We start from the raw sequence: 21,287 nt of genomic DNA on the forward strand, positions 1-21,287 counted from the left end.
CCCGCGACCCGTTCCATGAAGGGCACCCTCACGGGCGGGATCCCGGCGGGCGGGCGGCACAACGGGGGACGGATCGCCTTCGGCCCGGACGGCATGCTGTACGCCGGCGAGTCCGGCGAGGACTCCTGGGACGAGCTGAACCGGATCGCGCCGGGCGGCAACTACGGCTGGCCGGAGGTGGCGGGCGAGGGCGGGTCGTGCGCGTATCCGGAGCCGGTCGCCACCTGGCCGGTCGCCGACGCGAGCCCCGCCGGGATCGCCGTCGTCGGTGCCACGGTCGTCCGTGCTCAGCAGAGGTAGAGGCGCCGGGTCCGCCGGACGACGTCCCGCAGCGCCCGTTCCCGCCAGGCGGTGGTGGTCGCCGCCCGCCAGGCGGGATGGTCGGTGGCGCCGGGGTGGGTGAGGTCGTGGACGGTGAGCAGTTCCTCGCCGGGGCCGCGCAGTCGGCGGTACTGGCGTACGGCCAGCCAGCCGGGGTTGCGCAGCAGCAGCGGGATGTGTTCGCCGCGGTACCAGTCCAGCAGCCCGCCGGGGTCGGTGGAGGTGAGCGCGACATGGAGCTGGCAGACGACCGCGGTGTCCGGTACCGGGGCGAGTGTGGAGCTGTGGATCTGGGTGTACGCCTCCGGTGCCGCGGTGGGCGCGGTGGGGAGGTAGTGGAGGTCCAGTGCGGGGCCGTCGTCGGTCAGGGGGACGAGGTGGCGCAGGTGCGGACGGCCGAGGGCCGCCGACTCCAGGACGAGGAGCCGGCGGCCCGTTCGTTGGTCAGGAGGCATCGAACCGGTAGAGGACGGTGTCGGTGGCGAAGGTGACATCCGGTGCGAGCGCGTTGGAGACGGCGAGCAGGATGCCGCCGTCCTCGGCCGGGATGACCACGGCGTCGGTGCCACCGGTGGTGGCGAAGGTGTCGACCACTTCCGGCTTCCCGTCCTGGATGCGGTACACGTAGGACGTCTGCTGCGGGGTGGGGTTGGCCTGGCCGCCGGTGACGAAGGTGACCCGGACCAGGTAGGGCCCGCCGGGGGCGTCGACGACGGCGAACTCACGGCCGCCGGGGCCGCCCTCCAGGGTGGCGTGGGCGACGAACTCGCCACCGTTCCAGCGCAGGAGCTGCGACTCGGAGAACATCGAGGCGACGGCGAGATAGGTGGTGCCGGCGGTGGTGATCGGGGCGAAGGCGCGTCCGCCGGTGGGCACCAGGTCCTGGTGGTCGACGAAGGCGGTGCCGTCCCAGCGGTAGAGGCGGCTGGGCAGGACATGGTCGGCGTGCGCCAGGTAGTGCTGGCCGTCGAGGGAGAAGTACGCGAAGTTGTAGCCGCCCCGGGAGGGGATGTCCTGGAAGCGCTCGAACCGTTCGCCGCTCCACCGGAACACGGCGGAGCTGACATCGAGGTCGCCGGGGCGGTTCTGGGCGAGGGCGAGGAAGTGGGTGCCCTCGATCTCGAAGTGCCGCCACTGCTTGGCGGCGTAGCTCGACACCGTCTGGAACGGGACGAAGCCGCCGTCGGTCCATTCGTAGATCGGGGAGCCGGTGAGGAAGTTGTAGGGGCCGCTGCCGATCCGGATGGAGGCGACGGCGAGGAAGCGGCGTCCGTCGATCTCGAAGAACTCGGCGTCCTCGCCGCCGGTGCCGGGCAGCTTCCCGGCGGGGGTGAAGGTGTCCCCCTCGCGGCGCAGTACCAGGACGTCGGTGTTGGAGTTGCCGCCGTTCATCCCGCCCGGGGAGCCCTCCGCGTCGTAGGCGAGCTGCGGGACGATCAGGTGGCCGGCGCCGTCCACCTCGAAGTACTCGACGGCGCGGGCCGCGGAGGTCGGGATCCGCTGGATCTCGGACAGCAGGTTGCCCATGGGGTTCCTCTCAATGCCGGGTGAAGTCACGTGCATGCGGGGTTACTTGCGTGTGGGGTTACTTGTGACTGGGGTCAGTTGAATTGAGTCGAGTGGTGGGGGTCATGCGGTGAAGTTGCCGCCCGGGAGCCAGACGATGTCGTTCGCCGTGGTCTCCTCGGGCAGGTAACCGAGTGCGGAGTAGACGTCCAGGAGCCGCTGGATCACGGCGACGGGCATCGGTTCGGCGGCGTAGTCGGGCAGGTTGTCCGCGGGGACGGGTTCGTCGACGAGGCCGGTGCCGACGCTGGCCTCGGAGACCTCGTCGGGGTGGGCCGCCGCGTAGGTGTACGCCTCCAGGACACCCTGGGCGAACCGTTCCGCGGTGTCCTCGTGGTCCCCCAGGTACTCCTCGGAGGCGATGAGGACGGCGCTGGGCGCGCCGGCCACGGTGAGGTCCTCGGCGGATCCGCCCTCCAGCAGCTTGACGTCGCCGCCGTCGAGGGCCTGGCCCAGGAAGGGCTGGAAGAGGTAGCCGGCGTCGGCGGCACCGCTGGCCACGGTGTCGCCGATCGAGCCCAGCGGCACCTGGAGCAACTGCATCGCCTCGTAGTCGCCGCCCATGCCGCTGACCCGGAGGTCCATCAGCGCGGTGCGGGCGGAGTCGGGGGTCGCGAGGATGCTGACGTCACCGAGGTCGGTGGCGGTGCTGGAGGCGGGGACGATCAGGCCGTCGTAGCCGCTGTCGGCCGGGCGGAGCCGGTTGACGGCGGAGACCATGGTGACCGGGAGTCCCTCGCTCCGGGCGCTGATGTAGGAGTCGAACCCGGTCATGGCGAACTGGAACTGCTCGGCCAGGATCGTCGGTACGGCGAGGGATCCGCTGGTGGCGGTCTCGATGGTGACATCGAGGCCGAGGTCCTCGAAGGTGCCGTTGTCCACGGCCATGTACATCGGTGTGGAGGATCCGGCGATGGCGCCGACGGACACCCTGACCGGGGTGAGTCCGTCGGCGGATTCCGCATCGGTGCCGGAATCGCTGCATCCCGCGAGCGCGACGATCGAGATCGCCAGGCCCGCCGCACATGCTCTCGTCATTGAACGCATTGCTTTGCTCCTGAAGTCCGATGGGAGCGCTCCGACGTGGCGGCGCGTCCTGCGCAGAGCATAGGAGCGGCGTTCCGACAGCGATATGGAAGATATATCTTCAGTGCCCGGCGGTGAGATTGCGCTTCGCCTGGTCCAGCATTTTCGCCCCGTCCGCGCGAATGTGTTCACGCATGAGCCGGTGCGCGGTCTCCGGATTCCGGCACTCCAGGGCGTCGACCATCGCGAGATGGTCGTCGATGATCACCGACATGGGGCGGTGGGTGTCGATGTCGGCCATCAGATGGTGCAGTCGGCGCACCTGGTTGAGGAGATTGGTGACGGTGGCCGCGGCTCTGTCGTTGCGGGACAGCCGGGCGCAGGTGAGGTGGAACTCGCGGCCGGGCGGCGACTGGCCGTCCAGTCCGTCGAGGGGGTCGATCGGCTCCTCGGTCCTGCGCCGCAGCTCACTGATGTCACGCAGGGTGGCGAACCGTGCGGTGCGGGCGATCAGGGCGGGTTCGATCATCACCCGCAGCTCGAAGATCTCCCGCACGTCGTGCAGCCGCAGCCGGCGCACGAGGTAGCCGCGGCGGGGCGCGATATCGATCCAGCCCTCCTGGCTGAGCAGCCGCAGGGCTTCACGCACGGGAGTTTTCGAGACTCCGTACTGTTCGGCGAGTTCGGCCTCCAGCAGCAGATCGCCCGGTTTCCAGGTCGCATTCAGCAATGCTTCCCGCATGTGTTCGCTGACGCGGTCGCCCAATGAGGGTGCCGGGCTGATGTCCGTTGCCGATTGGGGATGCCACAGGAATGTCATGGAAGATCATCACCCGTTCGGGACGGGAGGAAAATCGAAACACTCGGCCGGATTCTCCACGAGAAGCCGGTTGAGGGTCGATTCATCGTGACAGACAATCGAGATCCCGTCGACCAGATCGGCATCGTCCGGAATAAATCCATGGGTATTGGGGTGGGGGAAGTCCGAGCCCCACACACAGCGGTCGGGGCGGTGCTCGAAGAGTTCCCGCGCGAAGCGCAGGGCGTCGTCCAGGGCGGGCGGGCGGCGGGCGAGGCGGTCGGCGGCGCTGAGCTTGACCCAGGTGTCGCCACGGTCCAGCAGGGTCAGGAGGGTGTTCCGCTGGGGGCCGTCCCGGGGGTCGATCCGGCCCATGTGGTCGATGACCACCCGGCCCCGGTACCCCTCGGCGCGCAGCCGGTCGGCGAACCGCAGGATGCCGGTGCCGATGACATGGACGTCCAGATGCCAGCCCAGCTCCGCGACGAGGGCGAGGGTCCGGGCGAACTCGGCGCGGCCCGGTTCCGAGGCCGGGGTGAACTGCACCCGGGCGCCGCGCATCCCGGCGTCGTGCCAGCGGCGCAGGGTCGGGAGGTCGGTGGCGGTGTCCAGGAGGGCGACGCCCCGGTAGCGGCCCGCGCCGCGGCGCAGGGCGTCGAGCAGGGCGGAGTGGTCGCGGCCGTGGCAGGTGGGCTGCACGAGGACCGCGCGGTCGAAGCCGAGCGCCCGGTGCAGTTCCCGCAGCCGCTCAAGGGGCACGTCCTCGGGGGTGTAGGGCCGGTCGGCGGCGTACGGGAAGACGGCATGCGGCCCGAAGACATGCACATGAGCGTCACAGGAACCGGGCGGCGGGACGAGCCGGGGGCGGTGGGTGAGGGGGCGGGGGCCGGGAGTGGTGGAGAGCGGGCCTGGGGTGGTGGGGCGGAGGCCGGGGGTGGTGGAGAGCGGGCCGGGAGTGGTGGGGCGGAGGCCGGGGGTGATGGGGGGTGGGCCTGGGGTGATGGGGCGAGGGCGAGTGGACTCGGGGAGGGACGGGGCGAGGGGACGGGAGCCGGGGGACTCGGGGAGCGGCTCGGTCATGGGCGGCCCGCCCCCACCACGCGGTCCTCGGGCGTGAGACCGGCGGCGTTGAGGAAGCGGGAGACCATGTTGTAGCAGGAGACGACCGCGAACAGCTCCACGAGCTGCGCGTCCGGGAACTCGCGCGCCGCCAGCGCTGCGGTGGCGTCGGTCAGCCCGGCGGTCCGGGTCAGCTCGTCGGTCACCGCGACGACGATCCGCAGCCGGGCGGTGCCGGGCAGGGGGTGCTCCTCACCGGGGCTCGCGGGGCTGCCGTCGCCGGGGAGGACAGGTCCGGCCTCGCCCGGCAAGCCGGAGCTGCCCTCACCGGGAACAACGAGACCCTCCCCACCCGGCAAACCAGAGCCACCCCCACCAGAGACAACGACACCCTCCCCACCCAGCAAACCAGAGCCACCCCCACCAGAGACAACGACACCCTCCCCACCCAGCAAACCAGAGCCACCCCCACCAGGAACAACGGGACCCTCCCCACCCCGCAAACCAGAACCACCCCCACCGGAAGCAACGAGACCCTCCCCACCCGGCACGACAGAGCCACCCCCGTCCCACAAGGCGGAGCCTTCCCCGCCCCGCAAGGCGGAGCCGCCCCCGCCCAGCCGAAGAGCCCCGCCCTCGCCCAACCCGGCGATGAACCCCTCGTCCAGCCCCGCCGCCCGTGCCGGCGGCAGATGGGCCGCCCATTCGTAGGCGGCGCCATTGAGGGCGGCCACGCGCAGGGCGACCGTCTCCACGGCGTCGGCGCCGATCGAGAGCCCGCTCCGTACCGTGCCGAGGAACCCGTTCCAGGCGTCGAGCAGGGCGGGATTGTGGGCGAGGGTGGCGTCGAGCGCGGTGATGACTCCCCCGCGCCGGGCCCGTACCTGCTCAGCGACATCGCCGGGCACCGGCGCGAACGCGACTCGGGGCACCGTCAGCCCTTCGCGTTCTGGACGGCGGTCAGCACCCGGGTACGGGCGGAGACGAAGGCCGGGTCGGATTTCGTGCTGATCTGGTCCCGCTCGGCGGGCAGCTCGACCACCACCTCCTCGATGATCCGCGCGGGCGCCCGCCCGAGGACGAGGACCCGGTCGGCCATGTAGACCGACTCGTCCACGTCATGGGTGACCAGGACGACGGTCATATGGAACCGTGAGCGGATGCTCAGGACGAGGTCCTCCAGGTCGGAACGGGTCTGGGCGTCGACGGACGCGAACGGCTCGTCCATCAGCAGCGCCTCCGGCTCGTAGGCGAGGGCGCGGGCGATGGCGACGCGCTGCTGCATCCCGCCGGAGAGCTGCCAGGGGTACTGGTGGGCGGCGTCGGCGAGCCCGACCGCGTCCAGCGCTTCGAGCGCGGCGGCGTGCCGGGCCCTCTTGTCCAGCCCCTTCGCGCGCAGCGGCAGCGCGACATTGCCCTCCACCCGCAGCCAGGGGTAGAGCGAGCGGCCGTAGTCCTGGAAGACGAGGGCGACCTGCCGGGGCGGCTCGTGGACCTCGTCGCCGTCCACGTACATGCCGCCGGCCGTGGGGCGTTCGAGTCCGGCGATACAGCGCAGCAGGGTGGTCTTGCCGGTGCCGGAGGGGCCGACGATCGACACGAACTCGTTGGCGTCGACGCGGAAGTCGATGCCGTCGAGGACGGCCCGGGGGCCGTTGCGGGTCGGGAAGGTCTTGCCGAGTCCCTTCGCCTCGATGCGGCACTGGATGGTGGTGGCGGGGGCGGCGCCGGGCGCCGCGGGCTCGACGTCGGACGTCGTCGTCATCGGTTCGCTCCCGTCGGGGTGGGTCGGCTCACGCTCAGGCATGCGTCCTCCCGTGGAGGCCGCGGTGCCAGGCGAGAACCCGGTACTCGAAGAGATGAAACAGCTTGTTGAGGAAAAACCCGATAAAGGCCATGACGAGAATCCCGCTCCACAGCGCGGTCATGTCGAACGCGCCCTCGGCCTGGCTGATGAAGTTGCCGATGCCGGAGGAGGAGACGACCATCTCGGAGATGATGATGAGGATGATGCACTGGGACAGCGCGACCCTCATTCCGGCGACGATCTGCGGACTGGCCGCCGGAAGGGTCACGAAGAGCAGCGCGGTCGGGCCGGAGAGGCGGTAGCTGCGCCCGGTGTCGCGGACCGTCGGCTCGATCGCCTTGACCCCGTCGAGGGTGTTGAGCAGGACGGTCCAGATCGCGGAGAAGACGACGAGGAACACCTTCATCTCCATACCGACCCCGATGATCACGATGAGGATCGGGACGATGGCCGCGCCGGGCATGGCCCGGAAGAACTCCAGCAGCGGCGCGATGAGCCGCTCCAGTCGGGGCAGCCGGGCCAGGACCACCCCGGCCGCGACCCCGAGGACCACCGAGAACGCGTAGCCCAGCAGGATCGCCGAGAGGGTCGGCATCACATCGGCGAAGAACCGCTCCGAGAACCAGGTCTCCATGAATCTGTCCCAGATCGCGCTGAGCGCCGGGAAGTAGAAGGAGGTCATGCCCAGTTCGCCGCTCAGCCACCAGGCGAAGACCAGGACGGCGGGGACGGAGAACTCGACGGCGGTCGTCAGCGCCCGCCTGCGCGTGAGGTGCGGCATCGGTCGTACCTTCCGGGCGGTCATCGGAACTTGGGGTTCCAGAACAGGGCGGTCCGCTCCACGCGCTGGAAGACATACGCGATGACCAGGCCGAGGACCGAGGCGGCGACGAAGTAGACGAACGCGATACCCGGTCGCGCGTTGGCGCTGCTGCGCAGGATCTCCAGGCCCAGTCCGGGCACGCTGGTGATCAGTTCGACGCCGATGCACACCCCGAGGGCGATGGTGGCGGCGATCCGCAGTCCGGTGCCGATGAACCCGGCGGCGCTCGGGACGTAGAGGAAGCGGATCCGGTCCGGCAGGGTCAGGTGGTACGAGACGGCCGTCTCCCTGGCGACCCGGTCGACCTCGCGCACCCCGTAGGCGGCGTGCAGGATCATCTGGGCGACCGTGGCCAGGAAGACCAGGATCACCTTGGTCAGCAGCGAGGTCCCGTAGGTGAGCACCAGGATCGGGGTGACCACGATCAGCGGCAGGGACCGCAGGATGTCGACGGTCACCCGGGTGGCGTGGTCCAGGATGGTGAAGGTCCCGATGAGCAGGCCGACGGGCACGCCGATCAGAAACGCCAGCGCGAGCCCCAGCGACCAGCCGAGCAGGGTCTGCCCGAGGGCGTTCCAGAAGGTGTCCGTGACCACCACCTGGGCCGCCGCGGTGCGGAAGGCCGGCACCGTCGGGAGGACCGGGCTGTCGACGGCCACGGCCAGCCACTGCCAGAGGGCGAGGCCGGCCAGCAGCAGCACGCCCCAGCGGGCGACCCGGGCCGGGACGGTCTCGGCGGCGGCCGGACGGCCGGGGCCCGCAGGGCGTGATTTCAGGCCGATCATGACGTGTCACCGCGCTCGCGCATGGTTCTACTCCCTTGTAGAGGCCAGACGACCGGTCGTCCGAGTGCTCGGCATCGTAAGTGCGGCCAACCCGGCGCATACATGGCAGATATATCTCCGAACCCCTGGGGTGCGGGAGGGGAGCTGCGGCCCTTTTTGTCCAGCGGGGCGCGAGTTGCGGGTTTCGGGACGGGTCAGAGCGGGCGGACGAGGCCAGTCTCGTAGGCGGGTCAGAGCGGGCGGACGGGACCGGTCTCGTAGGCGGGTCAGAGCGGGCGGACGAGGCCGGTCTCGTAGGCGAGGATCACGGCCTGGACGCGGTCGCGCAGTCCCAGCTTGGCGAGGATCCGGCCGAGGTGCTTCTTGACCGTGGGCTCGGCGAGCCGGGTGGCGGCGGCGATCTCGGCGTTGGTGAGGCCGCGGGCGACGCTGACGAGGATCTCGCGCTCGCGGTCGGTGAGCAGCCCGAGGCGCCCCTCGACATCCCGGCCGGAGGCGGGGGGCAGTTGATGGGCGAAGGTCTCCAGCAGGCGCCGGGTGATACGCGGGGAGACGGCGGCCTCCCCGGCGGCGACATCCCGGATCGCGGTGAGCAGATGCTCGGGCCGGGTGTTCTTCAGCAGGAAGCCGGACGCCCCGGCGCGCAGCGCGTCGAAGGCGTATTCGTCCAGGTCGAAGGTGGTGAGGACGAGTACGCGGGTGTGCGGCGACTCCCGCAGCAGCCGCCGGGTCGCCTCGATGCCGTCGGTCCCGGGCATGCGGATGTCCATCAGGACGACATCGGGGCGCAGTTCGCGCGTCAGACGCAGGGCGGTCTCGCCGTCGGCGGCCTCACCAACCGGCTCCAGGTCGGGTTCGGCGCGCAGGATCATGGTGAACGCCACGCGCAGCAACTCCTCGTCGTCGACCAGGAGCACGCGGGTCGTCATGCGGTGCCGTCCAGGTCGAGGCGGGTGAAGACCCGCCAGCCCCTGCCGGGTTCCGGGCCCGCCCAGTGGGTCCCGCCGAAGGCGGCGGCGCGTTCCCGCATCCCGGCGATGCCGCGGCCGGGCGGCCCGGCGGGGACGGCGGGACCGTCGTCGGTCACCTCCACGGTGACGGCCCGCGCCGAGCAGGCCACCCTGACCTCGGCGCGGGTGCCCGGAGGCGCGTGCCGGAGCGTGTTGGTCAGGGACTCCTGCACGATGCGGTAGGCGGTGAGCTGAGCCGCGGCGGGCACGTCCGCCGGGTCACCGTCCAGCCGCAGCAGCACCGGCAGCCCGGCGGCCCGCAGTTGCCCGCACAGTTCCTCCAACTCCGGTACCCCGGGCGCCGGATGAAGCCCGTCGTCGTCGCCCGCCTCCGTCCCCCGCAGAATGCCGAGCGAACGGCGCATGTCGGTGAGCGCCTGCCGACCGGTCCTGGCGATCTGGTCGATCACCGGGAACGGGTCGCCGGGCCGGGTGTGCGCGGTCGCGTCGGCGAGGGCGGTAATGACGGACAGGTTGTGGGTGACGCTGTCGTGCACGTCCCGGGTGATGCGGGCCCGCTCCTCCGCCACGGCGAGTCGCGCCCGCTGGTCCCGCTCGCGTTCGAGATGGGCGACGCGCTCCTCCTGGGCACGGCGCCTGATCCGTGCGTTCGCCCCGAGGAGGGCGGCGGCGACGACCAGGGCGGTGGTCGCGGCGGCCGAGGCGAGGAAGCGACCCTCGGGCGCCCAGCGCGCCGCCGACATCAGCGCGCCGGTCTCCAGCACGCCCACGGCCAGCAGGGCGCGCCGCGCCTCGGAACGGGCGGTGACGGTCCCGAGCGCGATCAGCAGCGCGGCATCGGCGGGCAACTGCACACCCAGCAGCCACTGCACGCCCGCGACGGCGGCGATCACCCCGAACACGGTGAGCGGCGCCCGCCGCCGCCACACCAACGGCAGCACCAGCGCCGCCTGCAACACCACTCCCCGGGCACCCTCCATCTGCCCCTGCCCGAAGGTCACCACGAAGAGCACCACCGCGAGCACCGCGTCCTGCACGACGGACGGCACCTCCACCACCCGCACCAGCAGCCGCCTGACCGGGAGCAGGACGAGGGACTCTCCGGGAGGGGTGGTGGGCATTCGAGTCATGCTGATACGTCCCGTCCAACCGATGCGCGCACTGCGACGGTCCCCCTCGCAGTTCCTGCCACTGCTGCCACTGCTGTAGATACTCCCCCACGTCACCCACCCGCCCGATCCTCCCCGGGGAGGAGGCTCCACCCCCGGGGGAGACCACCGTCTCCCGGCCGGCTCATCCCGCCGCACGGCGCCCGCCCGACCACCCTCTTGAAAGGCTCCTCCCAGCACCTGCCCACCCCTCCCGAGGAGCCACCCCATGCCACCACGCCCCACCCGCAGAACCCTCCTGAAACTGGGGACGGCCGCCCTGGCCGCGACGAGCACCGCCTACACCACCGGCCCGGCACAGGCCACCCCCGCCACCCCCGCCACCCCCTCCCCCAGCACCCCCACTCACCCCCACCCGGTAACCCTCCCCCCACCCACCTCACCCCACCCCATCGGCACCGTCGAACTGCATCTCGTGGACCGCTCACGCCCCGACCCCCTCCTCCCGTCGAAACCCTTCCGGGAGCTGATGATCGGCATCCGGTACCCGGCGGAGCGGGGAGGTGCGCACCCCAGCGCCCCATGGCTCGGCCCGGCCGCGGCGGCCGACTGGGACCGGCACTCCGCACCCGGTCTGACCATCCCGACCGGCGCGGTGGACTGGCGGGGCATCCGCACCCACGCGCGGACCGGCGCCCCGGTCGCCCGGTCGGCGGGACGGCTGCCGGTCGTGCTGTTCTTCCCCGGCGACGGCGGCAACCGCGCGCTGGGCACCACCCTGGTCGAGGAGCTGGCCGCCCGGGGCTACGCCGTGGTCACCGTCGACTCCACCTACGAGGCGGAGCAGGTCGAGTTCCCCGGCGGCCGGGTCGAACGGGCCGTCCCGCTGCCCGACGAACTGACCCCGGAGGTCATCGCGGCGCTCCTGGCACTGCACTCCCGCGCGCGCCTCGCGGACGCCGGGTTCGTCCTCCGTCAGATCGAGATCCTGGCCCGGGGAGGCAACCCCGACGCCGGGGCGCGCCCCCTCCCGGCGGGACTGCCGGCGGCGCTGGACCTCTCCCGCACCGGGGTGCTGGGCCAGTCGCTGGGCGGCTCCGTGGCCGCGCAGCTCGCCCACGACGACCCGCGGATCGGCGCGGCGGTCAACCTCGACGGCGAGTTCATCGGCGCGGTGGCCGGTACCGGTGTCGGCACACCGTTCCTGCTGCTGGCGTCCGGCCCGCACGCCCTCGACACCGTCCCCGGCTGGGACACCTTCTGGGCGGCCTCGACGGGCTGGAAGCGCGCGCTGCGGCTGCGCGGCTCGGCGCACGGCTCGTACACCGACCTCCAGGTCATCCTGCCGCAGCTCACCCCCCACCTGGAGATCCCGGCGGCGCCGGAGCTGATCGGCACGATCTCCCCGGCCCGTTCCCTGGCGGCCCAGCGCACCGCCGTGAGCGCGTTCTTCGACCTCCATCTGAGACACCGCCCGACCGGCTTCTTCGAACGCCCGGGGGTGCGGTACCCGGAGGTGGAGGTGCTGGGGTGAGTGGGGGTGCTGGAGTGACCGGACACACCTTCGCCCGACGACACCGTCCCCTCCCCCGTTCGAGCCAACCACCCCCCGCTCACGACTACCCGCCCCCGGACCGGGCAGCCACTCCGGGGCCGGGGCGGTCGGTCCCGGGTCATGGTGGAGAAAGGTGACAGTGTCATGCGTACCGAGGCCATTCAGCGGGTCACGCTCGTGTTCTCGCTGTTCGATGTGAACGGCAACGGGGTTCTGGACGCCGAGGACTTCACGCTCATGTACGACCGCGTGGCCGACGCGGCGCCGCTGGCCGATCAGGGCACCAAGGACGCGATGCGGGCGGCCTTCGAGGGGTACTGGACGGCCCTGCTCACCCAGCTCGACGCCAACGGGGACGGGGTGATCAGCCTGGAGGAGTTCACGGCGTGCGTCCTGTCGCCCGAGCGGTTCGAACCGGCGGTCACCGCGTTCGCGGAGGCCCTCGTGGCGATCGGCGACACGGACCGGGACGGATTCGTCGAGCGCGCCGACTTCACCGCCCTGATGATCGCGATCGGCTTCCGGCCCGCCAACATCGAGACCCTCTTCGACGCCTTCGGCCCCACGGCGGAGGACCGCATCCTCGGGGCGACCTGGCTGGAGGGGATCAAGGACTACTACGCCCCGGACAAGGCGGGCATCGCCGGCGATCATCTCGTCACCGGCACGGGCGTCTGACCCACTGACCCACCGTTCCCGGGCACGGGCGCTGACCCGCTGGACCGCCGTATCCGGGCACGGGGTCTGACCCACTGACCCGCCATACCCCGGCACGGGGCCTCACCCGCCGACCCGCCGTATCCCGGCACGGAGTCTCACCCACTGACCCGCCGTATCCCGGCACGGGAGCTGCCCCACTGGCCCGCCATACCCCGGCACGGGGCCTGACTCGCTGACTTGGCGATCCCGGGCACGGCGCTCCCCTCGTCCGGCCCCGGCCCTCGGCCGGGCGGTTCGCCGCTCCGGTCGAGGGCCGGGTGAGCACCGGACGGGCAAGGCCCCCAACCCGGTCGCCGCCCGCCAACCCCTTTCGCTAGGTTGCTCCTTGACCCCTCATTCGACCGGTCCGGAGGACAACGCATGACGGAGACGCCCGCCGCCTCGATCGACGCCCGCCGGCGCATCAAGACCGATCAGCCGCACACCGCCCGGATCTGGAACTACTGGCTGGGCGGCAAGGACAACTACGCGGTCGACCAGGCGGCCGGGGACCAGATCCGCCAACTGCACCCCGGTATCGGCGACTACGCCCGCGCCGACCGGCTGCTGCTCGGGCGGGCCGTGCGGTATCTCGCCGGGGAGTGCGGGATACGCCAGTTCCTCGACATCGGCACGGGTCTGCCCACCGCCGACAACACCCATGAGGTCGCCCAGAGCGTCGCGCCGGAGTCCAGGGTCGTCTATGTCGACAACGACCCCATCGTGCTGGCACACGCCAAGGCCCTGCTGACCAGCACCCCGCAGGGACGCACCGCCTACCTCGACGAGGATCTGCGCAATGTCGACGCGGTGCTGGAGCAGGCGGCGCGGACCCTCGACCTCGACCGTCCGGTGGCGCTCATGCTGCTCGGGGTCGTCATCTTCATCGAGGAGGACGAGGCCGCGTACGGCATCGTGCGGCGCCTGATGGACGCGCTCCCGGCCGGCAGTCATCTCGTCCTCACCCACACCATCACCCGGTCCGACATGCCGGACGTCGATGCCGCCGTCGCCTTCTGGAACGAGCACGGCACGCCGAAGCTGACGCAGCGCACCCCGGCCGCCGTGACCCGTTTCTTCGACGGGCTGGAGCTGCTCGACCCGGGTGTGGTGTCCGCCAATCGCTGGCGCCCGGACGACGCCGGGGCCGAACTGCCCGCCGAGGTGGCCATGTTCGGCGGCGTCGGCCGCAAGCGCTGACCAGCCGATTCAGCGGTCACTCCCCGCCGTGGAACTACCGACGCCCGCCACCTCGGCCCGGCGTTGCACGATGACCGGTATGAACACGGAAGCCTGCGACCCGACCGAGTTGGCCACCCTCCGCAAGATCTTCGCGCCCCGTCCCGAGGCGGCGCCGCCGGCCGGCTGGGCGGCGGTGCGGTCCTTCGAGGTGGAGCGCGGCATCGTGCTGCCGGAGCCTTACCTGGGTGATCAACGAATTCGGCGCGATGCCCTTCGGTACCTCGCCGAGCACCTCTCCGATGCCGGGCATCCCGGGTTTCACCGGATGGGTGACCCACTGGGCCCAGGGCCGCTCCTGGTTCGCCGGTGCTCCGGGAGACGATCCGCGAGGAACGGCCCGAGAAACGGCCTGGTTTCGCCCCGTGGTCGAGCGGACCGGCGAGGCTCCCGGCGTCCCCCGAGGGGCCCGGGGCCCCCGGCTGCCCCTGGCGTGGATGAACGCCCTCGTCGCCGCGGAGCGGCCCCGCCCCGGCCCGACCGCCGGGTCCGCTCTCGGCGGTGGTGTCCGGGAAGCCGACCGGCGGTCGCCCTGGGGAGCGGCGACCGCCGGGTACTGCCTGACGCGGTGGTGCGGCGGGCCCGCGGACCCGCTGGCACTTTTACAACAGGCCCTAGAAGACGCTCAGGCCGTAGAGGCCGAGCGGCCGGGTGACCGGCTCGTAGAACGTGGTGCCGCCGACGGTGCAGTTGCCGCTGCCGCCGGAGAGCAGGCCGTACGCGGTGTTGCCGGCGAAGAGCGGGCCGCCGCTGTCGCCGGGCTGGGCGCAGGCGTTGGTCTGGATCGTGCCGTAGACCACCTGGCCGTTGCCGTAGTTGACGGTGGCGTTCAGCGCGGTGACCGTGCCGGTGCGGTAGCCGGTGGTGCTGCCGGAGCGCTCGATGCGCGTCCCGACGGTGGGTGTGCCGGAGTTGATGATGTCGCGGTAGGTGCCGTTGTGGAGGTACACGCGGCCGTCGGCGGCGGCCGGGTTGGAATGGGCGATGACGCCGTGGTCGAAGTTCGGGAAGACGGTCTGGCCGGACACCGCGGTGCCGATGTTCCAGCTCGGCCGGCCGGAGGTGCAGTGGCCCGCGGTGAGCGCGAAGTACTGGCGGGCGGAGTTGATGACGTTGAAGCCGAGGGAGCAGCGGACGCCGGACGAGGTGATGGCCTCGCCGCCGGCGATCAGTCGGCTGAACTTGCCCGGTGTGCGCTTGATCTGGAGCGCCCCGGACTGGGCACCGGCCGCCTGCTTGATCGCGTTGATCTCCGCCGCGGTGACCGTGCTGTCGGCGGTGACCACGATCTTGCCGGACGCCTTGTCGGTGTACCAGGCGGTACCGCCGATGTCGGCGCCGAGGACGGCGTCGCTCGCCGCGGCGAGCTGGCCGGCGGTCGGCTTGGCGGCGACGGGCGCCTGGGCCGCGACGGCGGTGGGCACGAGGAGCGCGGAGACGGCCGCCAGACCGGCGACGACGGTGGCGACACGGGCTCTGCGGGTGACGGAGTCCGACGGCAGGAACGTCTTGACCTTCACATGTCCTCCGATGTGGGGGTACGGGGCCGGTTCGCAGTCCGGCCCCTCGGCGTTGTCCGCGCCGGCTCCGGGACCGGACGGGCGTCCCGGGGCCGCCACGGCGACAGTTGGATGGTCGATGTGACTCGTCCCTGACAACAAGTTCGGCTTTCGGCCGCGCCCACAAGGGATTTCATCCGCACGACATCGTTGGCAGGAAGCCGCTCTTGCCCGATCCGGGGGCACATGCGGGGGCGCCCGGCGGGCCGCCCACGCCGCTGGTTCTACGTGTCAGCGCCCGGCGGATTCCGCCGCCCGGCCGGGCGGGGGACATCCGGGGCAAACGCGCCACCCGCCGGACCACGGGCGGTCCCCGCTTGTCCCAAGGCGAGGTAAAGGCATGGCTGTTCAGCGTCACACCGGGGCCGGGGAGAGGCCCCGGCGGCCCGTCCCGCCGTCCGGCGTGGCCGATTCGCGAAGATCGAGAGGAGGATTCCGGTACGCGGGGTGACGTCTCGGGGGAGGCCGGACCCGTGGTGGGGCCACCTTTCGTACCCGGCGGAGCGAGCGGCGGGCGGCCCGGGGGCCCGGCGCACGTGACGGCGGGAAATGCATGCGGGGGGCGGTGGGCGACCGGGGCCGTATGGGGGGATTGCCCTCGTTGCGGCGCGGGGCCCGGTGTCCGGTTCGGCGCCCGCGCCGAAGGGAGCGGTTCCGCGCCCGCTCCGGAAGCTGCATCTCCGGTTAGTTGCAGACGGACCGGCGGGCGGTCGCCCCGTCACCCGGTCACCCCGTCACCCGTCCTCGGTCACCAGTCACCGGTCACCGGTCGCCGGTCCGGAGTCTTCAATCCCCGCTCCTCAATCCCGGCTCCTCGGTCCCCGCGGCGATCAGCGCCCGCGGCCCCCTCCCCCGCCACCACCACCGCTGCCACCACCGCTGCCGCTGCCGCTGCCGCTGCCGCTGCCGAGCAACTCCTCCAGCCGGTCGAACCGTTCGTGCAGCGCGCGGGCCGTCTCCGCGTAGTCGCGTGCCACGGCCGCCTCCGCCCGCCGCACCGCCCGGTGCCGGCGCTCCTGGTCCCGCCCGACGAACCAGGTCGCCAGCGCCGCCGTGACCACCCCGTACGCGGTGATCCCGACGAGCATGACGGCCACGGCGACCAGCCGGCCCCACAGGGTCACCGGGTAGAAGTCCCCGTACCCCACGGTCGTCGCGGTCTCCGCCGCCCACCACAGTGCCCTCGGGTAGGTCGTCAGTTGCGCGCCCGCCGCTCCCCGTTCGGCCGCCACGACCCCGTAGGCGCCCACCAGCGTCACGGCGGCGAGGACCGCGGTCGCGACGCCCGCCGCCCGCAGGTGCAGGGAGCGCCCGCGGCCCAGCAGCACCTCGACCGCCCGCGCCAGGAATCCGGGCAACATCCCCGCATCCTGCGCCGCCCTCCCCCGCCCGGCCCGCCGCAACCCGCCGGACCCGCGCGAACCCGACCCGAACAGCGCACCCGGTCGGCGTCCGGTCAGAAGGCGAAGGACGCGCCCACCGGCAGATGGTCGCTGGCGGTGGCGGGCAGGGTCCACGCGGAGACCGGGCGCAGTCCACGGGCGAGGAGGTGGTCGATGCGGGTGAGGGGGAAGGCCGCGGGCCAACTGAACCCGAAGCCCGCTCCCGCCGCCTCCTGCGCGGAGGTCATCCCGTGCAGCCGCACGAGGGGCGCGAGCGCGCGGTCGTCGGTGGTGCCGTTGAAGTCGCCCACGAGGAGCGTGCGCGCCGACGGGTCCCGGCGCACGGCGTCGGCCAGCAGCCCGGCCGCCTCGTCCCGGCGGGCGGTGGCGAACCCGGCGCCGACCGTCACCCGCACTGACGCGAGATGCGCCACGTACACCGTGACCGGGCCCTTCGGGGTGGTGAGGGTGGCACGCAGGGCCCGGGGCCACGGCATGATGTCCACGGCCTCGGCCCCGCTCATCGCGTAGGTGCTCCACAGGCCGACCCCGCCCTGGACGGTGTGATGCCGGTAGCGGGCGGGAAGGGCCGCCCGGAAGGCGTCCCGCGCCGCCGGGGCCAGTTCCTGTACGGCGATCACCTGGGCGCCGGTCGCCGCCAGCGCGCGGGCGGTACGGGCCGGGTCGGGGTTGTCCTCACCGACGTTGTGGCTGACCACCGTCAGCTCGCCGCCCGGGGCGCTCCGGTCGGTGAGGGTGTCCCCGAAGAGGGTCAGCCAGGCCAGCGCCGGAAGCAGGGCGCCGATCACGGCGGGTGCGGAGCGGCGGAGCAGCGCGTACAGGAGCAGCGGGGGGACGGCCAGGGCCGACCAGGGGAGGAAGGTCCCGGCGAGGCTGGCGAGGTTTCCGGGGGTGTCGGGGAGGAGGGGGTGGGTGAGGAGGGCGAGGGCGCAGGCCGCGCCCAGGGCGGCGGTCCGGCGGCCCCGGCGCGGGTCGGTCCAGCGGCTTCGGCGGGGGGTGGTGGAGCGGCCTTGGTGGGGGGCGGTCCGGCGACTTCGGTGGGGGCTGGTCCAGCGGCCTCGGTGGGGGGCGATCCAGCGGCCTCGGTAGGGGGCGGTCCGGCGCCGGGGGGTGTCGGGTGACCCAGGGCTCTCCGTCCCGTCCCGCGCCTGTTCCGGCGGGGCCGCCGACCCTGGGGCACCGGCACCGGCACCGGCACCGGCACCGGTCCCCGTCCCGGTCCCGGTCCGTCTCCGTTCCGTCGGGGTCATCGGCCCGCTCCCCGTCGTGCCGCCGTGGCGAGGCGTTCCGTCACCTCGAACGCGGTCCGCAGGCCCTGGGCGGGGGTGGTGCCGGGGGCCTGGTGCAGGACGACGCCGAGGATGAGGCCCGCCGGGTCCCCTGGGGCGGCGGCGTCGGCGGCGGCGTCCCGGGGAGCCGTGGCCCGGGGAGCTGGGTTCCCGGGAGCCGTGGCCGCCCACATCAGGGCCCCGCCCGCCGGGGTGCTCGAACCGGTCTTGATGCCGACGATGCCTGCGGTGCCCAGCAGCCTGTTGGTGTTGGCGAGCGTCCCGACGCCCTGCCCGATGGTGGTCTCTCGGGTCGCGACGATCGCCCGGAAGGCCGGGTCCCGCATGACCGTGCGGGCCAGCCGCACCTGGTCGTCGGAGGTGCTGGTGGTCGTGGGTTCGATGCCGCTCGCGCCGGTGTAGGTGGTCCGGGTCATGCCGAGTTCGGCCGCCGCGCGGTTCATCTTGGCGGTGAAGGCGGCCTCGCTGCCCGCGTCCCAGCGCGCCAGCAGCCGGGCGATGTTGTTCCCCGAGGGCAGCAGCAGCATCTCCAGCAACTGCCGCTGGCTGAACCGCTGCCCTTCCCGGACGATCACCGTCGACTCCGCGGAGGAGAACGACTCGTCCGCCGCCCGCCGGTCGACCGTCACCGCCGGGCCGGACTCCCGCTCCCCCAGCCGGTGCCCGGTGAGGATCACATGGGCGGTCATCACCTTGGCGAGGCTGGCGATCGGTACGGGGCGCTGCGCCCCGCTCGTCCCGGACCGGCCGCTCACCGTGTCGATCACGCTGGCCTGCCCCTCGTCCGGCCAGGGCAGTGACAGCGCGCCGGGTCCGGCGGCGGCGTCGGCCGTCGTGCCCACCCGGTCCGGGGCGGGGCGGGTGGCCACGACCCAGCCGCCGAGGGTGGTCAGGATCAGGGCCGTCAGCGCGCCCCACAGCAGGAGCGTCCGCACGGACGGCCGACGGCCGCCGGACGGGCCGGGACGGGGACTGCGGGTGAGCTGGTCACGCATGGGCTGCCTCCGGGGACGAACGCGCGGAACTGCGCGTGTCCCCCACCCTGCGAAGCCGTGGTCTCCGGCCCGCGGAGACGGCACGTCGGTTACCGCTCGGGAATGTGTCCGCCGTGTATCAACGCCCGCCGCCCCGTCACTCGGGCACCCCGTCCCCGCCGGGCCCCTCCCCCGGCAGGGTCACGGTGGCGACGGCCCCGCCGCCCTCGGCGGCGTCCGCGTTGGCCAGGTCGAGGGCCGCCCCGATGACCCCGGCATGGCCCAGGGCGATGGTCAGCCCCAGCCCGTGCCCGTGCCCCCGCTCCGGCGCCCCGGTGCGGAACCGCTGGGGCCCCTCCGCGAGCAGTTCCTCGGGAAAGCCGGGCCCCCGGTCGCGGACGACGACGGTCCTGCCGTCGACCCGCACCTCGACCGGCGCCCGGCCGTGGCGGTGGGCGTTGTGGACCAGGTTGGCGATGATGCGGTCCAGTCGGCGCGGGTCGGTCATGAGCACCCGGTCGTCGACGACGACCGTGCGGGCCGGCTGCCCGGTCCGGGCCACCGCGTCCGCCACGACACCGCCCACCGGGACGGGCCGCGCGTCGGCGGCCTCCGCGCCCGCGTCCAGCCGGGAGATCTCCAGCAGGTCCTCGACCAGCGCCCGCAGCACCCCCACCCGGTCCCGGACGAGATCGGTGGCCCGGCCCTCGGGAAGCAGTTCGGCGGACGTGACCAGGCCCATCAGGGGAGTGCGCAGTTCATGGGCCACGTCGGCGGTGAAGCGCTGCTCGGTGCGCAGGCGGCTCTGGAGGGAGTGCGCCATCGAGTCGACGGCGCCCGCGATCTCCGTGATCTCGTCGCCGCGCCCGGTACCAGTGCCGGTGCGGGCGTCCAGGTCACCGTGGGCGATCCGGCGGGCGGTGCGCGCGACCCGGCGCAGGCGGCGGTTGAGGAGTGCGGTGACGACGAGGGAGAGGGGGACGACCACCAGGAGGGTCGCCGCCGACACCTTGGCCATGGTCCGGTCGAGGGCGGCCAGGTTCATCCGCTCGCTGCCCATGTGCACCGCGACGGCGAGCGCCTCCCCGTCGACCGGCCGGGCGGCCCACATCCACGGCCCGTTCCGGTCGGCGGTGTCGTACCAGACCACCGGGTCGTCCGAGCCCCGCATGCGGTCCAGGAGTTCGGGCGGCATTTCCGCCGGGTCGGTGACGGTGCCCTCCGGGGGTGTGCCGCCGCTCGCCCGGTGGGCGGCCACCGAGGAGGCGAGTTCCTCGACGGCACGGGCCGCGCCCTCGCGCTGGTGCCGGTCGACGGTGGCGTTGTGGACGAGGAGTCCCACGGCCAGCGCGACCGCGCAGGACGCGGTGACCACCAGCGCGGCGATCTGCCAGCGCAGTGATCTCCAGTTCCACAGGTTCCGCCACACCGTGGCGGCCGTGCTCCGCGCGTCCACGGCGTTCAGCGCCGCAGTTTGTAGCCGAAGCCACGGACGGTCTCGACGCGGTCCGCGCCGATCTTCCTGCGCAGCCGCTGCACACACAGGTCGACGACCCGGCTGTCGCCGTCCCAGCCGTAGTCCCAGACCTTGCGCAGCAGGGTCTGCCGGTCCAGGACGATCCCGGGGTGGGCCGCGAACTCCAGCAGCAGCCGGAGTTCCGTGGGGGCGAGGGCGATCCGCTCCCCGTCCCGGAACACGTCGAGGCCACGGGTGTCGACGGTGAGATCCCCGAAGACCAGCCGGTCCGACGAACCCGCCTTGCCCTCCGTGCCCTCGGTGCCGGGCGTTTCCCGCTCGCCCCCGGGGGTGAAGGTGGCGCGGCGCAGCAGGGCCCGGATACGGGCCACCAGCACCGGTGTGTCGACGGGTTTGACGACGTAGTCGTCGGCACCTGCCTCCAGGCCCGACACCACGTCCAGCGCGTCACCGCGCGCCGACATCATCAGCACCGGCGCCTGGCTGGTCTCCCGCACCTTGCGGCACAGTCCGATGCCGTCCAGTTCGGGCAGCATCACATCGAGGATCAGCAGATCGGGCGTCCGCTCCCGGAAGCGCTCCAGGCCGGTGAGTCCGTCGGCGGCCGACCGGACCCGGTAGCCGTAGCGCTCCAGCGCCATGGCGACCGAGGTCCGGATCACCTCGTCGTCCTCCACGAGCAGCAGTGCCGGGGCCTGCCGTCCGGCCCCGCCCGCGTCACCGCCTGCGGCGGCACGTTCCGCTTCGACGCTCACTCGACCCCCTCCGTCCGTTCCGGGCTGATTACCCTACCTCGGGGGGTTTGGGCAGGTGAGGGGGGATCCCG

21 protein-coding genes are annotated in these 21,287 nt (G+C 72.8%); 4 read left to right on the forward strand and 17 right to left on the reverse strand.

What is annotated here, in order from left to right; all coding sequences use genetic code 11:
* The first annotated feature begins 15 nt into the window (after nt 1-15).
* On the forward strand, nt 16-300 hold the full coding sequence (locus AB0O01_RS02065) for a PQQ-dependent sugar dehydrogenase (protein ID WP_365310013.1): 285 nt from the start codon (nt 16-18) through the stop codon (nt 298-300).
* Here AB0O01_RS02065 and AB0O01_RS02070 read toward each other — a convergent pair.
* The 11 genes from AB0O01_RS02070 to AB0O01_RS02120 form a co-directional block, all read right to left on the reverse strand.
* A complete protein-coding gene (locus tag AB0O01_RS02070; protein ID WP_365310015.1) occupies nt 288-776 on the reverse strand; it encodes a hypothetical protein in 489 nt (162 codons plus the stop codon). The genes AB0O01_RS02065 and AB0O01_RS02070 overlap by 13 nt on opposite strands.
* Nucleotides 766-1,848 (reverse strand): hypothetical protein, encoded by a 1,083-nt coding sequence (locus AB0O01_RS02075; protein WP_365310017.1) that lies wholly within the window; start codon nt 1,846-1,848, stop codon nt 766-768. Before AB0O01_RS02075 ends, AB0O01_RS02070 begins: the two co-directional genes overlap by 11 nt.
* Before the next feature lie 102 nt (nt 1,849-1,950).
* Entirely contained in the window at nt 1,951-2,925 is a 975-nt protein-coding gene (locus AB0O01_RS02080; protein WP_365310019.1) for an ABC transporter substrate-binding protein, read from the reverse strand.
* 109 nt (nt 2,926-3,034) lie between these two features.
* On the reverse strand, nt 3,035-3,733 hold the full coding sequence (locus AB0O01_RS02085; protein WP_365310021.1) for a GntR family transcriptional regulator: 699 nt from the start codon (nt 3,731-3,733) through the stop codon (nt 3,035-3,037).
* A 9-nt stretch (nt 3,734-3,742) separates the two neighbouring features.
* Nucleotides 3,743-4,792, reverse strand: coding sequence for an amidohydrolase family protein (locus AB0O01_RS02090; protein WP_365310023.1), 1,050 nt, complete (start codon nt 4,790-4,792; stop codon nt 3,743-3,745).
* On the reverse strand, nt 4,789-5,703 hold the full coding sequence (locus AB0O01_RS02095) for a carboxymuconolactone decarboxylase family protein (protein ID WP_365310026.1): 915 nt from the start codon (nt 5,701-5,703) through the stop codon (nt 4,789-4,791). The genes AB0O01_RS02090 and AB0O01_RS02095 overlap by 4 nt, the downstream gene beginning before the upstream one ends.
* 2 nt (nt 5,704-5,705) lie before the next feature.
* The gene (locus AB0O01_RS02100; RefSeq protein WP_365310028.1) at nt 5,706-6,536 is read right to left on the reverse strand and encodes an ABC transporter ATP-binding protein; all 831 of its coding nucleotides are present in this window, start codon (nt 6,534-6,536) and stop codon (nt 5,706-5,708) included.
* Nucleotides 6,537-6,570: 34 nt separating this feature from the next.
* Nucleotides 6,571-7,359, reverse strand: a complete 789-nt coding sequence (locus AB0O01_RS02105; RefSeq protein ID WP_365310030.1) for an ABC transporter permease — start codon at nt 7,357-7,359, stop codon at nt 6,571-6,573.
* Nucleotides 7,360-7,379: 20 nt separating this feature from the next.
* Nucleotides 7,380-8,186, reverse strand: coding sequence for an ABC transporter permease subunit (locus AB0O01_RS02110; protein WP_365310033.1), 807 nt, complete (start codon nt 8,184-8,186; stop codon nt 7,380-7,382).
* A 266-nt stretch (nt 8,187-8,452) separates the two neighbouring features.
* On the reverse strand, nt 8,453-9,115 hold the full coding sequence (locus AB0O01_RS02115; protein WP_365310034.1) for a response regulator transcription factor: 663 nt from the start codon (nt 9,113-9,115) through the stop codon (nt 8,453-8,455).
* Nucleotides 9,112-10,278 (reverse strand): histidine kinase, encoded by a 1,167-nt coding sequence (locus AB0O01_RS02120; RefSeq protein WP_365310036.1) that lies wholly within the window; start codon nt 10,276-10,278, stop codon nt 9,112-9,114. Before AB0O01_RS02120 ends, AB0O01_RS02115 begins: the two co-directional genes overlap by 4 nt.
* Nucleotides 10,279-10,534: 256 nt before the next feature.
* On the opposite strand from AB0O01_RS02120, the gene AB0O01_RS02125 reads away from it, so the two are divergent.
* The 3 genes from AB0O01_RS02125 (at nt 10,535) to AB0O01_RS02135 (ending at nt 13,720) form a co-directional block, all read left to right on the forward strand.
* On the forward strand, nt 10,535-11,800 hold the full coding sequence (locus AB0O01_RS02125; protein WP_365310037.1) for a hydrolase: 1,266 nt from the start codon (nt 10,535-10,537) through the stop codon (nt 11,798-11,800).
* 165 nt (nt 11,801-11,965) lie between these two features.
* The gene (locus AB0O01_RS02130) at nt 11,966-12,499 is read left to right on the forward strand and encodes an EF-hand domain-containing protein (protein WP_365310039.1); all 534 of its coding nucleotides are present in this window, start codon (nt 11,966-11,968) and stop codon (nt 12,497-12,499) included.
* 402 nt (nt 12,500-12,901) lie between these two features.
* Nucleotides 12,902-13,720, forward strand: coding sequence for an SAM-dependent methyltransferase (locus tag AB0O01_RS02135; RefSeq protein WP_365310041.1), 819 nt, complete (start codon nt 12,902-12,904; stop codon nt 13,718-13,720).
* A 653-nt stretch (nt 13,721-14,373) separates the two neighbouring features.
* Here the strand turns inward: AB0O01_RS02135 and AB0O01_RS02140 are convergent.
* The 6 genes from AB0O01_RS02140 to cseB all read right to left on the reverse strand — a co-directional run bounded on the left by AB0O01_RS02140 (nt 14,374) and on the right by cseB (nt 21,147).
* A complete protein-coding gene (locus tag AB0O01_RS02140; RefSeq protein ID WP_365310043.1) occupies nt 14,374-15,279 on the reverse strand; it encodes a S1 family peptidase in 906 nt (301 codons plus the stop codon).
* Nucleotides 15,280-16,148: 869 nt separating this feature from the next.
* Nucleotides 16,149-16,679: a potassium channel family protein gene (locus AB0O01_RS02145; RefSeq protein ID WP_365310045.1), complete on the reverse strand. Its 531-nt coding sequence runs from the start codon at nt 16,677-16,679 to the stop codon at nt 16,149-16,151.
* 95 nt (nt 16,680-16,774) lie between these two features.
* Complete coding sequence (locus AB0O01_RS02150; RefSeq protein ID WP_365310047.1) at nt 16,775-17,971, reverse strand: endonuclease/exonuclease/phosphatase family protein; 1,197 nt, start codon at nt 17,969-17,971, stop codon at nt 16,775-16,777.
* Nucleotides 17,968-19,005: a D-alanyl-D-alanine carboxypeptidase gene (locus AB0O01_RS02155; protein ID WP_365310049.1), complete on the reverse strand. Its 1,038-nt coding sequence runs from the start codon at nt 19,003-19,005 to the stop codon at nt 17,968-17,970. The genes AB0O01_RS02150 and AB0O01_RS02155 overlap by 4 nt, the downstream gene beginning before the upstream one ends.
* 136 nt (nt 19,006-19,141) lie before the next feature.
* On the reverse strand, nt 19,142-20,440 hold the full coding sequence (locus AB0O01_RS02160; RefSeq protein WP_365310051.1) for a HAMP domain-containing sensor histidine kinase: 1,299 nt from the start codon (nt 20,438-20,440) through the stop codon (nt 19,142-19,144).
* A gap of 5 nt (nt 20,441-20,445) precedes the next feature.
* Complete coding sequence (gene cseB, locus AB0O01_RS02165; RefSeq protein ID WP_365310477.1) at nt 20,446-21,147, reverse strand: two-component system response regulator CseB; 702 nt, start codon at nt 21,145-21,147, stop codon at nt 20,446-20,448.
* Nucleotides 21,148-21,287 lie beyond the last annotated feature (140 nt).

The organism is Streptomyces sp. NPDC093252, assembly GCF_040683675.1.
Taxonomy (GTDB): Bacteria; Actinomycetota; Actinomycetes; order Streptomycetales; family Streptomycetaceae; genus Streptomyces.

Coding starts and splice junctions, on each gene's coding strand:
- AB0O01_RS02065 (WP_365310013.1), top strand. CDS start 16: ATGAAGGGCACCCTCACGGGCGGGATCCCGGCGGGCGGGCGGCACAAC.
- AB0O01_RS02070 (WP_365310015.1), bottom strand. CDS start 776: ATGCCTCCTGACCAACGAACGGGCCGCCGGCTCCTCGTCCTGGAGTCG.
- AB0O01_RS02075 (WP_365310017.1), bottom strand. CDS start 1,848: ATGGGCAACCTGCTGTCCGAGATCCAGCGGATCCCGACCTCCGCGGCC.
- AB0O01_RS02080 (WP_365310019.1), bottom strand. CDS start 2,925: ATGACGAGAGCATGTGCGGCGGGCCTGGCGATCTCGATCGTCGCGCTC.
- AB0O01_RS02085 (WP_365310021.1), bottom strand. CDS start 3,733: ATGACATTCCTGTGGCATCCCCAATCGGCAACGGACATCAGCCCGGCA.
- AB0O01_RS02090 (WP_365310023.1), bottom strand. CDS start 4,792: ATGACCGAGCCGCTCCCCGAGTCCCCCGGCTCCCGTCCCCTCGCCCCG.
- AB0O01_RS02100 (WP_365310028.1), bottom strand. CDS start 6,536: ATGACGACGACGTCCGACGTCGAGCCCGCGGCGCCCGGCGCCGCCCCC.
- AB0O01_RS02105 (WP_365310030.1), bottom strand. CDS start 7,359: ATGCCGCACCTCACGCGCAGGCGGGCGCTGACGACCGCCGTCGAGTTC.
- AB0O01_RS02110 (WP_365310033.1), bottom strand. CDS start 8,186: ATGATCGGCCTGAAATCACGCCCTGCGGGCCCCGGCCGTCCGGCCGCC.
- AB0O01_RS02115 (WP_365310034.1), bottom strand. CDS start 9,115: ATGACGACCCGCGTGCTCCTGGTCGACGACGAGGAGTTGCTGCGCGTG.
- AB0O01_RS02120 (WP_365310036.1), bottom strand. CDS start 10,278: ATGCCCACCACCCCTCCCGGAGAGTCCCTCGTCCTGCTCCCGGTCAGG.
- AB0O01_RS02125 (WP_365310037.1), top strand. CDS start 10,535: ATGCCACCACGCCCCACCCGCAGAACCCTCCTGAAACTGGGGACGGCC.
- AB0O01_RS02130 (WP_365310039.1), top strand. CDS start 11,966: ATGCGTACCGAGGCCATTCAGCGGGTCACGCTCGTGTTCTCGCTGTTC.
- AB0O01_RS02135 (WP_365310041.1), top strand. CDS start 12,902: ATGACGGAGACGCCCGCCGCCTCGATCGACGCCCGCCGGCGCATCAAG.
- AB0O01_RS02145 (WP_365310045.1), bottom strand. CDS start 16,679: ATGTTGCCCGGATTCCTGGCGCGGGCGGTCGAGGTGCTGCTGGGCCGC.
- AB0O01_RS02150 (WP_365310047.1), bottom strand. CDS start 17,971: ATGACCCCGACGGAACGGAGACGGACCGGGACCGGGACGGGGACCGGT.
- AB0O01_RS02155 (WP_365310049.1), bottom strand. CDS start 19,005: ATGCGTGACCAGCTCACCCGCAGTCCCCGTCCCGGCCCGTCCGGCGGC.